At 67.9% G+C, this 13,576-nt stretch carries 14 protein-coding genes; 8 read left to right on the forward strand and 6 right to left on the reverse strand.

Annotated elements, in window-relative coordinates; all coding sequences use genetic code 11:
• Positions 1 to 25 precede the first annotated feature (25 nt).
• Positions 26 to 1,165 carry an Mrp/NBP35 family ATP-binding protein gene (locus tag R2733_03280; GenBank protein ID MEZ5375506.1) on the reverse strand — a complete coding sequence of 380 codons (1,140 nt, stop codon included), beginning with the start codon at positions 1,163 to 1,165 and terminating at the stop codon, positions 26 to 28.
• Positions 1,166 to 1,262: 97 nt separating this feature from the next.
• Here R2733_03280 and R2733_03285 point away from each other — a divergent pair, with 97 nt between their 5' ends.
• The 3 genes from R2733_03285 (at position 1,263) to R2733_03295 (ending at position 5,024) form a co-directional block, all read left to right on the forward strand.
• Positions 1,263 to 2,069 carry a helix-turn-helix domain-containing protein gene (locus tag R2733_03285; GenBank protein MEZ5375507.1) on the forward strand — a complete coding sequence of 269 codons (807 nt, stop codon included), beginning with the start codon at positions 1,263 to 1,265 and terminating at the stop codon, positions 2,067 to 2,069.
• A 9-nt stretch (positions 2,070 to 2,078) separates the two neighbouring features.
• Positions 2,079 to 3,212, forward strand: coding sequence for a cysteine desulfurase family protein (locus tag R2733_03290; GenBank protein ID MEZ5375508.1), 1,134 nt, complete (start codon positions 2,079 to 2,081; stop codon positions 3,210 to 3,212).
• A 138-nt stretch (positions 3,213 to 3,350) separates the two neighbouring features.
• On the forward strand, positions 3,351 to 5,024 hold the full coding sequence (locus R2733_03295; protein ID MEZ5375509.1) for a DUF4214 domain-containing protein: 1,674 nt from the start codon (positions 3,351 to 3,353) through the stop codon (positions 5,022 to 5,024).
• Between the two features lie 38 nt (positions 5,025 to 5,062).
• Here R2733_03295 and R2733_03300 read toward each other — a convergent pair whose 3' ends face one another.
• The 4 genes from R2733_03300 to R2733_03315 are packed head-to-tail and all read right to left on the reverse strand — an operon-like array spanning position 5,063 to position 9,439.
• Positions 5,063 to 6,199, reverse strand: coding sequence for a magnesium transporter CorA family protein (locus tag R2733_03300; protein MEZ5375510.1), 1,137 nt, complete (start codon positions 6,197 to 6,199; stop codon positions 5,063 to 5,065).
• Positions 6,200 to 6,217: 18 nt separating this feature from the next.
• Entirely contained in the window at positions 6,218 to 7,219 is a 1,002-nt protein-coding gene (locus tag R2733_03305; protein MEZ5375511.1) for a putative sulfate exporter family transporter, read from the reverse strand.
• 10 nt (positions 7,220 to 7,229) lie between these two features.
• Positions 7,230 to 8,354 (reverse strand): LLM class flavin-dependent oxidoreductase, encoded by a 1,125-nt coding sequence (locus R2733_03310; protein ID MEZ5375512.1) that lies wholly within the window; start codon positions 8,352 to 8,354, stop codon positions 7,230 to 7,232.
• The gene (locus tag R2733_03315; GenBank protein ID MEZ5375513.1) at positions 8,354 to 9,439 is read right to left on the reverse strand and encodes a Gfo/Idh/MocA family oxidoreductase; all 1,086 of its coding nucleotides are present in this window, start codon (positions 9,437 to 9,439) and stop codon (positions 8,354 to 8,356) included. Before R2733_03315 ends, R2733_03310 begins: the two co-directional genes overlap by 1 nt.
• A gap of 128 nt (positions 9,440 to 9,567) precedes the next feature.
• Here R2733_03315 and R2733_03320 point away from each other — a divergent pair, with 128 nt between their 5' ends.
• From R2733_03320 to R2733_03335, 4 genes are all read left to right on the forward strand, one after another.
• On the forward strand, positions 9,568 to 10,470 hold the full coding sequence (locus R2733_03320; protein MEZ5375514.1) for a LysR family transcriptional regulator: 903 nt from the start codon (positions 9,568 to 9,570) through the stop codon (positions 10,468 to 10,470).
• Positions 10,467 to 10,904: a hypothetical protein gene (locus R2733_03325; protein ID MEZ5375515.1), complete on the forward strand. Its 438-nt coding sequence runs from the start codon at positions 10,467 to 10,469 to the stop codon at positions 10,902 to 10,904. The genes R2733_03320 and R2733_03325 overlap by 4 nt, the downstream gene beginning before the upstream one ends.
• A gap of 115 nt (positions 10,905 to 11,019) precedes the next feature.
• The gene (locus tag R2733_03330) at positions 11,020 to 11,196 is read left to right on the forward strand and encodes a DUF1059 domain-containing protein (protein MEZ5375516.1); all 177 of its coding nucleotides are present in this window, start codon (positions 11,020 to 11,022) and stop codon (positions 11,194 to 11,196) included.
• 34 nt (positions 11,197 to 11,230) lie between these two features.
• Positions 11,231 to 12,352 carry an EAL domain-containing protein gene (locus R2733_03335; protein MEZ5375517.1) on the forward strand — a complete coding sequence of 374 codons (1,122 nt, stop codon included), beginning with the start codon at positions 11,231 to 11,233 and terminating at the stop codon, positions 12,350 to 12,352.
• Between the two features lie 13 nt (positions 12,353 to 12,365).
• Here R2733_03335 and R2733_03340 read toward each other — a convergent pair whose 3' ends face one another.
• On the reverse strand, positions 12,366 to 12,755 hold the full coding sequence (locus R2733_03340) for a RidA family protein (protein MEZ5375518.1): 390 nt from the start codon (positions 12,753 to 12,755) through the stop codon (positions 12,366 to 12,368).
• A gap of 26 nt (positions 12,756 to 12,781) precedes the next feature.
• Here R2733_03340 and R2733_03345 point away from each other — a divergent pair, with 26 nt between their 5' ends.
• The gene (locus R2733_03345) at positions 12,782 to 13,552 is read left to right on the forward strand and encodes an SDR family oxidoreductase (protein MEZ5375519.1); all 771 of its coding nucleotides are present in this window, start codon (positions 12,782 to 12,784) and stop codon (positions 13,550 to 13,552) included.
• The last annotated feature ends 24 nt before the right edge of the window (positions 13,553 to 13,576 follow it).

Here is a 13,576-nt window from a genome sequence, read left to right on the forward strand (position 1 = left end):
CGCCGACGGCTCCGAACCTATCCGCTCAGATGACCCGCAGCTCGCTTCGGTAGCGACGCTTGGGTGCGAGCTCGGTGTCGAGGCGTTCGGCCAGGGCAAGGAACATGGCACCGGCCTCGGTGTCGGGCTTGGAGGCGATGGGGTCGCCGTCGTCGCCGCCCTCACGCAGCTGGGGCACCAGCGGGATGTTGCCGAGCATCGGGACCTCGAGCTGGTCGGCCAACTCCTGGCCGCCGCCGGACCCGAAGATCTCGTAGCGCTTGCCGTCGTCGCCGGTGAACCAGCTCATGTTCTCGATGACGCCGGCGACGGTGATGTTCACCTTGTGGGCCATGTAGGCCGCACGCTGGGCGACCTTCTGCGCTGCCGGCTGCGGGGTGGTGACCACGATCAACTCGGCCCGCGGCAGGAACTGCGAGATCGACAGCGAGATGTCGCCGGTGCCGGGCGGGAGATCGACCAGGAGGTAGTCGGGTTCGTCCCAGAAGACGTCGGTGAGGAACTGCTCGAGCGCCTTGTGCAGCATCGGGCCACGCCAGATCACCGGCTGGTTCTCCTCGACGAAGAAGCCCATCGAGATGCAGCTCACGCCGTGGGCGACCGGAGGGACGATCATCTCGTCGATGATGGTGGGATCACGATCGACGCCGAGCATGCGCGGGATCGAGAACCCCCAGACGTCGGCGTCGACGACGGCGACCTTCTTGCCGATGGCGGCGAGCGCCACGGCGAGATTGGTGGTGACCGAGCTCTTGCCCACGCCGCCCTTGCCGGAGGCGATCAACAGGACGCGGGTGCGGTTGTCGGGATCGGCGAACGGGATGGCCCGGCCCTCGGCGTGGCCGTGGGCCTGCTGCGAACCGGCGGTGGCGCCGGGATCGCCGTGGAGCGCAACCCGCACGGCCTGGCGTTGTTCGTCGGTCATGACGCCGAACTCGATGTTGACCGACTCGGCTCCGTCGAGCGCCAGCACGGCGTCGGTGACCCGGCGGTCGATCTCGGCCCGCAGCGGACAGCCGGCGACGGTGAGGTCGATGCCGACGGTGACGACCGGGAGCGAGATGTCGATGCCACGAACCATGCCGAGATCGACGATCGAACGGTGCAGCTCGGGGTCTTCGACCGGACGCAGGGCGTCGATCACCATCTCTTGGCTCAGACTCACAGGGGCTCCTCGGCGGTGGTTGTCGGGCAGTCGTGGATTCGTCGGCTCATGATTTCTCCTATCCACATAGGGAGAATTCGTTTTGTAGGCTAGCGAGGTGTCCGGCCGCGCCCTCAACCCAACTCGCTCGTTGAAGCCGACGGAATTCGCCAATCTGGTGAACGCCATCACCTCGGCCTTTGGCGACCCGACGCGCCGCAGTATCTACCTCTTGCTCCACGAACATCCCGATGGCCTGACCGCCGGTGAGGTCGCCGAGAGCACGGGGCTGCACGCCAACGTGGCCCGTCACCACCTCGACAAACTGGTCAACGGCGCCTACCTCGAGGTCACCCAGCGCTCCACGGCACGCGCCGGTCGCCCGGCGAAGGTCTACCGGGCCACCGAGCCCGAACTCCACCTCGAGTTCGATGTGGGCCACGACGACATCCTCGTCACCTTGCTCGGCAAGGCGCTGTCGCGGTTGCCGGCCGGCGAGGCGGCCGAGTTGGCCGAAGAGGTAGGTCTCGAGTTCGGCAAGCAGATGGCCGCCACCCTGCACGGACCCGAGGCCAACGAGGGGCAGCGCTCGTTCCGGTCCGCTCTCCACGTGGTGGCCGACGCCCTGTCGGCCCACGGGTTCTCGGCCCACGCCGAACGCCACGGCGACGAGCTACGCATCGTCTCCGGCCACTGCCCGTTCGGCGACGTGGCGATCGAACACCCGGTGATCTGCGCCGTCGACCGCGGCATGGTGAAGGGTCTGCTCGGATCGCTCTACGGCGAAACCCAGGTGGCGCTCCTCGGATCGGTGGCTCGCGGCGACGAGGCGTGCATCACCGACGTCACCGAACACCCTGCCACCGAGCACCCTGTCACCGAGCACCCTGCCGACGACGGCGGCGACGACGTCGAATCTGTCTGACCCCACCGCATGACCCGGCACTATCTCGACCACGCCTCGACTTCACCCCTGCGCCCGATCGCTCGCGCTGCGCTGGCTCAGGCGCTCGAACTCCCGGCGGCCGATCCCGGGCGGCTCCACGAGGAGGGCCTGACAACACGCCAGGCGCTCGAACTGGCCCGCACGTCGGTGGCCGAACTGGTCGGGGCTCGAGCGAGTGAGGTCGTCTTCACCTCCTCGGCCACCGAGGCGATCGTCAGCGCCGTGTGGGGCAGCCTCACCACGATCCCGGGCACGGTGATCGCCACCGCCGTCGAACATTCGGCGGTCCGAGCATCCGCCGACCGCGTCGGCAAGCTCCGCACGGTCGGCGTCGACGGTCACGGACTGGTGGATCCGCAGGCGGTCGCCGACGCCATCGACGACGAGCAACGCAGCGGGCGCTCCGTCTCACTCGTGTGCTGCCAATTGGCCAATCATGAGGTGGGGACGATCCAGCCGGTGGTCGAGGTGATGGAGCGGGCCAAGGCGAGGGGCGTCCGGACGCTGGTCGACGCCGCTCAGGCGGTTGGTCGCATCCCGGTCGACATGCGAGCCCTCGATGCCGACTTCCTCGCCGTATCGGGGCACAAGCTCGGCGGCCCGGCGGGCAGTGGGGCCCTGGTCGTGCGGCGCGGCATCCGGATCGCACCACTGCTGGTCGGAGGCGAACAGGAGCGGGCCCGACGAGCCGGGCTCGAGAACATGCCGGCCGCCGTCGCCTTCGGCGCGGCGGCAGCCGAGCTCGTCGAGACCCTCGCCGACGAAGCGGCCGAAGCCGAGCGGCTGACCAACCGGCTGCGAGCGGGACTGGCCGCCATCGAGGGCATCACCCCGTACGGCCATCCCGAGCAGCGCCTTCCCCACCTGGTCTGCGTGGGCATCGCCGACATCGAACCGCAAGCGGTGATCCTCGGCCTCGATCGAGCCGGGATCGCCGCCCACTCCGGGTCGGCGTGCGCATCGGAGGGTCTCGAACCGTCACCGGTCCTCGAGGCGATGGGAGTCGACGCCCACCGCTCCCTACGCCTCTCGGTCGGCTGGTCCACCACCGACGACGACATCGACGCCGCGCTCGACGCCCTCCCCCGCATCATCGCCGACCTCCGCGCCCTCCGCCCCTGACCCCACCACCCCACCCCACCCCGATCAGCAACTTTGGCGAGTTGACACCTGTGAGCGGCAACAACTCGCCAAAGTTGCTGGGGGTTGGGGGCCAGGCGGGCGGGGCGGGGGTGTGTCGGGGTGACTATGGTCAGGCGGATGGGCGCTTCTCGACTCCAGACCCGACCGTCATCGCACCGTGGCGCTCGCCGAGCGATCGCCACTGCGGGGCTGGCTGCCGCCATCTCGTCCACCGCCCTCGGCGGCGTTGCACCAGCGGCCGCAGCTGACGCACCGGCCCCGCCGGCCGGCAGGGATCTGATCACCCAGCAATACCTCGACTTCTTGTCCCGAGCCCCCGACGAGGCCGGCCTCGCCTTCTGGAACCACCAACTCGACAGCGGCGTCCACCCAGCAACGCTCATCCAGTCGATGGCCGAGCAGCCCGAATTCGAAAGCGTGGTCGCACCACTGGTCCGGCTCTACGTCGCCTACTTCCTCCGCTCTCCAGATCTCGCCGGTCTCGAGTTCTGGATCGGTCGGATCCGCGCCGGTCAGGGCATCGAATCCATCTCGCAGAACTTTGCCGGTTCGGCCGAATTCCAGAACACCTACGGCGCGCTCGACGACGCCGCGTTCATCGACCTGGTCTACCGCAACGTGCTTGGGCGCAACTCCGACGACGCCGGACGGGCGTACTGGCTGGAACAGATGGCCGGGGGGATCGACCGCGGCCGGGTCATGACCGCGTTCTCCGAGTCGGCCGAGAACCGGCGAGCCACCTACGGCGATGTCCGCGCCACCATGTTGTACGTCGGCATGCTCGACCGGGCACCGGAACCCGAAGGGCTCGCCTACTGGGCGGGGCTGATCAACGGCGGCACGTCCTACGCCGATGTCATCGCCGGCTTCCTCGAGTCGGGTGAATACGAAGCCCGGCTGGCGTCGATGCTGACCGAACGCAACCCGCTCACCGGCGAGGCCACCCGAGCCGCGGCAAACCGCACCGCCCTCGCGGTGAAGATCGACAACGTCCCGCTGGCCCGACCCCAAACTGGCCTCAACCAGGCCGACATCGTGTTCGAGGAAAAGGTCGAGGGCGATCTCACTCGGCTGATCGCCATCTTCCAGTCGGACGTTCCCGCCGTCGTCGGTCCGGTGCGCTCGATCCGAACGACCGATTTCGATGTCCTCGCCCAGTTCAACAACCCGATGCTCGCCGCCTCCGGTGCCAACGCCACCGTGCTCCGGCTGCTCGAGTCGGCGCCGGTGCAGAATGTCAACGCACTGGTCGGGGGCAACGCCTACTACCGAGACGCCAACCGCAGGGCACCGCACAACCTCTTTGCGACCACATCCAGGCTGTACGCGATCGCCCCGAACCCCACCTCGACCCCGGCGCCGCTCTTCCGCTATCGCCCCGCCGACGCTGGGGTGACCAACCCGGCGAGTGCGTCGACAGGTGTCGATATCGAGTTTGGTCGCACCAGCGTGTCGTACCGATGGGACGGTGCCCGCAGCGGCTGGGTCCGCCGCCAGGATGGCACGCTCCACACCGAGCCGGGCGGCGCACAGGTTGCCCCCGAGAACGTCATCGTGATGACCACCGACTACGCGGTGAGCATTGCCGATGCCGAGTCACCCGAGGCAATCACGGTCGGCTCAGGTCGAGTCGACGTATTCACGAACGGCGTTGTGGTCACCGGTACGTGGCAGCGACCGACGGTCGACTCGCGCATGGTGCTGCGAGACGCCAACGGCGCAGAGATCCTCCTCACCCCCGGTGAGACCTGGGTTGCGTTGGCGCCGGCAGGTACGGTCGCCATCCGCTGACCGGTCTCGCCGGTTGCGGTTCGCCCGAAGGCGGGTCGCTAGGACGACGGGCGCCGGAGGCTCGCTCGTCCGGTGGCGCGTCGGGCACTGGCCACGATGGTCTTGCTGCCCGAGGTCACCGGCTTGCGCAGCATGGTGAACGGCTTCACCGGCGCCTTGGCTGCGGCGGCCAGACCGGCAGTGACCCGCCCCTGTCTCGTTCCCGGCAGGCGAATCAGCCCGATCTGTACGAAGACGATCGCACTCACCAGTGCGATGGCCAGCATGATCAGGGTCACGATCCACCACGAGTGCTGACGCTCGGCCGCCGGCAGGCCACGCACGTTCATGCCGTACCACCCGGTGATCAGGGTCAGCGGGAGGAGAAGTGCCGAATACACCGCCAGCAGTGTCGTGGCCCGAGCCTGCTGATCGGCCGACGCACCTCGATAGGTGTCGAGGGTGTCGGTCAGGAGGCCTCGCGTGGCCGAGAGCGACTCGACCACCTGGCGGTGCACGTCGTAGGCGTCGCCGAGCAGCCGGGCTGCCTCCTTGCCGATCTCGTTCATGTTGCGCTTCCGCAGATCACGGATGACGAGCAGCTGGGGTCGCAACATCTTGCGAACGGTGGCCTCCTCGCGGCGCAGGGTCTGCACCTCCTGGAGGACGGACGGATCGGCATCGAGGGCGGCTTCTGCCAGTCGATCGATCCGGGACTCGATCTCGTTCGCGATCTCGATGTAGCGGCGGCCGACGACCTCGGCCAGCTGACCGAAGAGTTCGTCGGCGCTGTCACCCGCCAGGTGTTCGTGGCGTTGCACGGCGTCCCACAGCCAATCGATGCCGACGACCGGCTCGGCGTGCACGGTGACGAACAGGTTCTGACCGATGAAGCAATCGACCTCACGGGTGTCGACCCGGTCGCCGTCGCTCGACAGGCCGTGGATCACGACGAACACGTGGTCGTCGTAGTCCTCGAACTTCGGCAGCTGCTCGACGTCGAGAATGTCTTCGATCGCTCCCGGGTCGAAGCTGAACCGTTCGCCGAGCGCATCGAGCTCGTCGGGGTCGGTCGTGATCACGTCGAGCCACATCAGCTGCCCAGCCTCGAGCATGGTGTCGAGCTGGTCCATGTCGTGGATCGTCATCGCCATCGACGAGGTTTCGAGCGGTCGGCACAACAGGCGTGAGGTCACGACCCCATCTTGCCCTGATCACGCGTTGATGATGCCCACCCCTGCGAGCGCGACACCCGCCACCATCAGCCACGCCACGAGTCCGAGCACGAGCGGTCGGCCGCCGAGGCGACGGAGCCGATCCAGCCGGACCCCCATCCCGAGGCCGACCAGCGCCAGCGTCAGCAGCACCTTTTCCGCGTCCTTGATCCCGGCCAGCGACTCGCTCGACAAGACGCCGGAACTCCGCACCAGGACGGCGCCGAGGAACCCGGCGACGAACAGCGGGACGATCGGAGGATGCGACGCCACCGCGTCGCCCTCAATGGCCGATCCGACGTGGTTGCGGCGTCGACGCAATGCGACGAGGGCGACCAGCGGTGCCAGGAGCACGACCCGGGTGAGCTTGACGACCGTGGCAGCCTCCAGGGCTGCGGGGCCATCGGTCGATGCGGTGGCCACCACCTGAGCGACGTCGTGCACGGCGGCGCCGACCCACGTGCCGAAGGTGGCGCCCTCGAGCCCCAGCAGGTGGCCGATGAGTGGGAGCACGCCGATCGACAGCGAGCCGCACAACGTGACCAGGGCGACGGCGTAGGCCGTCTCCTCCTCGTCGGCCTCGATCACCCCGTCCATCGCGGCGACGGCCGACGCTCCACAGATCGAGTACCCGGTGGCCACGAGGAGCGACAGGTCCTTCGACAGGCCCATGCGGGCCCCGAGCCACTGGGTGCCGAAGAAGGTGCAGGCAACCACCATCGCAACGACGACGAGACCGCGAAGACCGAGTTCGCCCAGATCGCCCAGTGAGAGCCGGAAGCCCAAGAGCACGATGCCGAGGCGGAGGAGCTGCTTGGCGGCGAAGACGACACCCGGCTGCAACCCCGCCGGCAGCGCAGTGGCGTTGACGACCAGCGCCCCGAGCACCACCCCCGCCACCAGCGGCGAGACCGCGTCGACCTGATCGGCAATGACCGTCGCCAGCACCGAGAGCGCGACGACGAGCCCGAGGCCGGGCGCGACGCTCCTGATGGCTGCCACTCGCCGACCGCTACCCGAGGTTCACCGGATGCGGCTCGAACTCCAGCCGCGCATGGGTGATCGACGGCAGCACGTGACGAGCGAACAGATCGCACTCGGCCGCGTGGGGGTAGCCCGACAGGATGAAGGCGCCGATGCCGGCGGCGGTGAGTTCGTTGATCTTGGCCAGCACCTGATCGGGGTCACCCACGATCGCAGCCCCCGCCCCCGAGCGTGCCCGACCGACACCGGTCCACAGGTGACGCTCGACGTAGCCGTCGTCGTCGGATCGGTCACGCAGTGCGGACTGGGCGGCGACGCCGGCCGAGGCGGAGTCGAGCGACTTCTTGCGGATCGCTTCACCGGTCTCGGCGTCGAGCTTGGACAGCAGTCGGCGTGCGGCAGCGCGGGCCTCGTCCTCGGTCTCGCGGACGATCACGTGGGAGCGCCATCCGTAGCGCAGCGATCGGCCCTTGGCCGCAGCACGGGCGTCCATGTCGGCTTTGACCTCGAGCACCTTCTCGGTCGTATCGGGCCACATCAGGAACACGTCGGCGGCGGCAGCGGCGCACTCGCGCGCTGCGGGCGACAAGCCACCGAAGTAGAACAGCGGACTCTTCCCGGACACGGTGCGGGCCCGAGGCGGCTCGATGGTGAGATCGAGGTGATCGCCGTGGAAGTCGACGCCGCGCCCGTCGAGCAGTTCGCGCAGGACGTACATGATCTCGGTCGATCGGCGGTATCGAGGCTCGGAGTCGAGCACTTCGCCGGGAACGTCACTCGAGATGATGTTGATGGCCAGCCGACCGTCGAGGATCTGGTCGACGGTGGCGAGCTGACGGGCCAGCTGGGGCACGACGAGTTCGCCACAGCGAACGGCGAGGAGCATGCGGAGGCTGGTCATCGGACCCATCGCCGCCGCGAACGCAGTGTTGTCGATACCGAGTGCATAGCCCGACGGCAACAAGATGTTGTCGAACCCATAGCGGTCGGCGGTCAGGGTGATGTTCCGGCAGTGCTCGAACGAGCTGGCGAGCTGGGGGTCGGGAACGCCGAGGAACTCGTAGTCGTCGTCGCACAGTGCGCTGAACCAGGCCATCTCGACCGGCCCGACAGCGGACGCAGAGGAGACGGCAGGGGATTCGTTCGTGGTCATCACAACACCTCACTCATGAGAATCGGTCGTCCGGACTCGATGCTGCGATGGGCGGCGACCCCCATTGCCACCGACCACAGGCCATCGTCGAGGGTCACCTCGATCGGGTTCTCACCCTTGATCGCGGCAAAGAACCGAAGATGCTCGACGTAGCTCGAGCCGTGGTGCAGTCCCTCGTAGGCGACGTGGGACTCGTCGGCGTGACGCTCATCGACCTTGCCGATCCAGTGCTCACCTCGGATGCCGGTGCGAATCACGCCCTGCGGCAGGTTGGCTTCGAGCTTGCCTCGATCCCCCACCACCGAGATCTCCTCCTGGCTGTTCGTCGCCTCGGCGAACATGCAGAGATCGAGCAGGGCCCGAGCGCCGCTCGGGTAGTCGACGATGACAAAAGCGTTGTCGAGGATGTCGGACCGGCGGCCGTCGTAGACCTCGTCGAGATGATTGACGTCCTGCGCTCCCGACGCCATGACTCGGCTGGGGCGCTCATCGAGCACCAGATTCATCAGATCGAAGAAGTGGCAACACTTCTCGACCAGGGTGCCCCCGGTGTTCGCGGAGAATCGGTTCCAGTTGCCGACCTTCACGAGGAAAGGAAACCGGTGCTCACGAATGGCGACCATCTTCGGTGTCCCGACGGTGCCGGATCGGACGTCGTCGACGAGCTCGGCGACGGCCGGCATGTAGCGGTACTCGAGGCCGACCCACACCTTACGGGCTCCGTCGGTGCCGCCGGTCGCCTCGGCCTTCGCGATGAGCGACTGGACGTCTTCGACCGTCGTGCACAGCGGCTTCTCACACATCACGTGCACGCCGGCGTCGAGCACGTCGTGCATGACGTCGATGTGGGTGTGGTTCGGTGTGACGACCACGACCGCGTCGACCAGCCCGCTCGCCAGCAGCTCACGGTGCCCCTCGAAGGCCACGACCTCCGAACCCGAGGGCGCCGCCGCAGCGAGGCCCTGCACTCGCGAGGCCTCGACCGGGTCGGCGATCGCCGTGACGACAGCGCCGTCGATCGCCAAGATGTTCTCGATGTGTTCGACACCCATCATGCCGGTGCCGATGACCCCGTATCGGATCACGTGACGCTCCTCATCAAGCCCACGATCGTGGGCACGACCCTCATCCAAGCACTTCGGCTCGCTGCTGAGCACCACCGAACTTCCTTCACCGATATCGAAAATTCCGATGACGGTGGCATGATTCGTTGATGACATGGCAAGCGATCGACGACGTCGACCTCGGGGCGGTCCAGTTGTTCCTCGACGTCGTGGAGCTCGGCAGCGTGTCGAAGGCTGCGGCGAGGAGCGGCATCGCGCAGCCCTCCGCAACGGCCCGCCTCCAGAAGCTCGAACGAGTGCTCGGTGTCGGACTGCTCGAGCGAGGCCCGACCGGATCGGTACCGACCACCGCCGGAGTCGACCTCGTCGACTCGTGCCGCGAGGTCCTCGGCGCCACCCGCCACCTCATCGAGCTGGCGTCCGACCAGCGACACGCAACCGACACGGTCCTCCTCGCCGCCACCCGCACGGCCATCGATCACATCCTCCCGCTTCGCCTCGGCTCCCCCGAACTGGCACGGATCACGATCCAGGTGGACGAGCTCGAGACCCGGCGGGTCGCCGAGAGCGTTCGTCACGGTGAGGCGGCCATGGGCATCTGCGACGGCCCCCACCCTCCACTGGGGCTGCGGTCAGAGGTCATCCACACCATCGAACTCGCCGTGGTCGCTGCGCCGTCCCACCGCCTGACGAAGCGGCAACGCAAGCGGCTGCGGCTCCAGGAGCTGGCGGGGGCCGACGTGATCATTCGGCGAAGCGGTTCAGGTACTCGCGACGTCGTCGACGCGTTGCTCGGGCCGTTCGGCTTCGACCCGACTCACCGTCAGTTGGAGGTACCGAGCAACGCAGCCGCCAGACTGAGCGCCGTGAACGGTTCAGGTCTCGCCATCCTCCCGACCGAGCTGGTCGAGGCCGACCTGGCCACCGGCCGACTCGTGCGCTTCAACGTGGCCGACGCCGTGCTCGAACAACCTGTCCGTCTGGTGTGGAAGGGCACACGGCCGACCACCGAAGCCGCCCGACGCCTCCGGGCGACACTGTCGACATCGTGAGCGACGACACCGCAAGCGACGACACCGTGAGCCGCGGCCCCGAGCCGGACCGACCGACCGAGCCGCTGATCATCGGTGGCAGCCATCTGCAGTCGCTGATCTATGCGGTTTGCGGCGCGATGATCGCCATCGTGTGGCGCGACAGCGTCGTCGGGTGGCCGATGGCCGCCACCCTGGCCCTGTTCGTCGCGTCAGGTGCGGTCGCCTACCGTCGCTGCGAACTCCACGACGACCACCTGACCCATCGGCGCCTCGGCAGCACCATCTCGGCCGACGTCGGAGATTTCGAGGCTGCCCTCGGCCATCGCTATCTCTCGGTGACGACCCGGCAAGGGCGGCGGTTCCGTATCGAGGTGCCAGTCGAGATCCGCCCCGACGTCCGAGACTGGGCAGTCAGTCGAAGCGTCGACCTCGACCGGGTCGGCAACGGCTGAGCGAACGCCTCCGAATCTCACGTCTCCGGGCAGAACAACTCATCCACAATAGGCCTCATACAGATGGTCTTTCCTGCCGATGGTGACGTATCCCTCACTCGATCAGGAGATCTCGATGAAGAAGTTTGCTTGCGGTGACGTCGTTCCCGGGTGTGATGCCCGCTTCGTGTGCTCATCCGACGAAGAGGTGCTGGCGCAGGTCGCCGAGCACGCCGCCGCGGCCCACGGTCTCACCGACATCCCGCAGGAAGTCATCGACCAGGTGATCGGACGGATCCAGGTCGTTGCCTGAGACCCGGTCGACGGTCGGGTCGACCGTCGGCTCGATGACTCCAACGTCGGCGGCCACCACCGTCGACTGGGCCGACCGCATCGGTGACGCAATCGACGGACGCGGCCTCCGCTCCGTCTTCCAACCGATCGTCGACCTCCAGCGGCGGACGGTCGTCGGCTACGAAGCACTGACTCGCTTCGATCCGATCGATGGGACGTTCGTCGGGCCTGATGTCTGGTTCCAGGCGGCACACGCCGCCGGCCTCGGCTCGGCGCTCGATGCCGCGGCGGTGTCGTCGGCATTGTCCGCCCGGGCCGACCTGCCCACCAACTGCTTCCTCACCGTCAACGTGGATCCGGAGTCGCTGGTCGAGCGTCAGGTGCTCGAGGTCTTCGCTCGACACGGCCACCTCGGTGGTGTCGTGATCGAGATCACCGAGCACCGCCCGTGGGACTGGGCGTCACTGTCACCGGTGGTCGCCCGGCTCCGTTCGGCCGGCGCGCTGTTCGCCGTCGATGACGCCGGCGCCGGGTACTCCGGGCTGCAGCAGATCCTGCAGCTCCGTCCGTCGTTGCTGAAGCTCGACCGTGCGCTCGTCGAAGGGATCGACACCGACGAACCGAAACAGGCGCTGGTCGAGATGCTCGGCCTGTTCGCCAACCGCGTCGACGCGTGGATCCTGGCCGAGGGCGTCGAGACCATCGGCGAGGCCAGGGCACTCATCGACCTCGAGGTGCCACTCGCCCAGGGCTACTACTTCGCTCGCCCCGAACCCCCGTGGGCGGCTATCGACCCGGCGTCGGTCCTCGACCTGGCAGACTTCGTCGATGCCAACCGCGCCACGCTGCATCGTTTGGTCGACCCGGTGGCCGCTCTTCGCCAGGGTGAGGACGTGGCCCTCGGTTGGTCGAGCCGCAGCGATCCGTGGGTCCCCGTCATCGACCAGCATCGGCGGCCGCTCGGACTCGTGGATGCCGAGGCCGCGCTGAGCGGCGAACTCGTTCGGGGCCTCGTGGCCAATGTCCACTCCGACCCGAATGAACTGGCCGGACGACTCGTCACCTCCGCCCATGACATCGCCACGCCCGTCATGGTGACTGACAACGCCGGCCGTTACCTCGGCCTGATCACCACCCGCCGCCTGATCGGCGCCTTGGTGACGTCGCCGGACTGAGCGCGACCCACCATCACGCGATCGCGACGATGGCGATCTCCATCCGCCACGCGGGTTGGGCCAGCGCGGGAACGGTGACGAGCGTCGAGGCGGCTCGGTGGTCGCCGAGCACTCGATCGCGTGCCGCCATCACCGTGGCGAGATCCTCGCCCACCACGACGTAGGTCGTGACCGACACGATGTCGCTCGGCGTCATCCGGGCCTCGGCGAGCAGCGCAGTCAGACTCGACCAGACGGCTTCGGCCTGGTCGGCGAGCGACTCTGGCACCGTGCCGTCCGGCCGGGTCGGCACCACCCCCGACGTGTGGAGCATCCTCGTTCCTTCGGCCACCTCGGACAGCATGGCGTGGGCGTAGTTGGCCGCTGGCGGCGCCATGCCGGATGGCATCAGTTCGCGATTCATCGCCTCATGGTGGCACGATGAGTCGCATGAGTGACCCGATCGCCGACATGTTCCGACTCGATGGCAAGGTGGCCGTACTGACCGGCGCCAGTTCCGGACTCGGCGAGGGCTTCGCCCGGACCCTGTCGGCCGCCGGGGCCAGTGTCGTGGTGGCCGCGAGGCGGGCCGAACGGCTCGCCGAACTCACGGCATCGGTGCCGAATACCACCGCCGTCGCCTGCGATGTCACCGCTCCCGGTGCCGCTGCCCAACTGGTCGATGCTGCGGTCGACACCTACGGCTCGGTCGACATCGTCATCAACAACGCCGGCATCTCCCGAGTCATTGCCGCGATCGACGACGACATCGACGAGTTCCGAAGCGAGATCGAGATCGATCTGATCGCCCCGTACGAGCTCGCTCGCACCGCCGCCCGATGGATGCTGGCCGCCGGTCGCCCCGGTTCGATCATCAACATCGGCTCGGTCCTGGGACACGGCGGCGGCGGCCGGCTGAAGGTGCCGGGTTACGCAGCCGCCAAGGGCGGGCTCCACAACCTGACCCGCGAGCTCGGCTCACAGTGGGCCCGCAAGGGCATCCGCGTCAACGCGATCGGACCGGGCTGGTTCGAGACCGAGATGAACACCGACATGTTCGCCACCGACGGCGGGATGCGCTACATCACCGACAACACCCCGATGGGTCGTCCCGGACAGATCGATGAACTCCAGGGGGCCATGCTGTTCCTCGCCTCCGACGCCTCCACCTACGTCACCGGCCAGACCCTCTTCGTCGACGGCGGGTGGACCTCGATTTGAGGTCAGCGTGCCGATCCGGACTCC

Source organism: Acidimicrobiales bacterium, from assembly GCA_041394265.1.
In the GTDB taxonomy this organism is placed as follows: Bacteria; Actinomycetota; Acidimicrobiia; order Acidimicrobiales; family SZUA-35; genus JBBQUN01.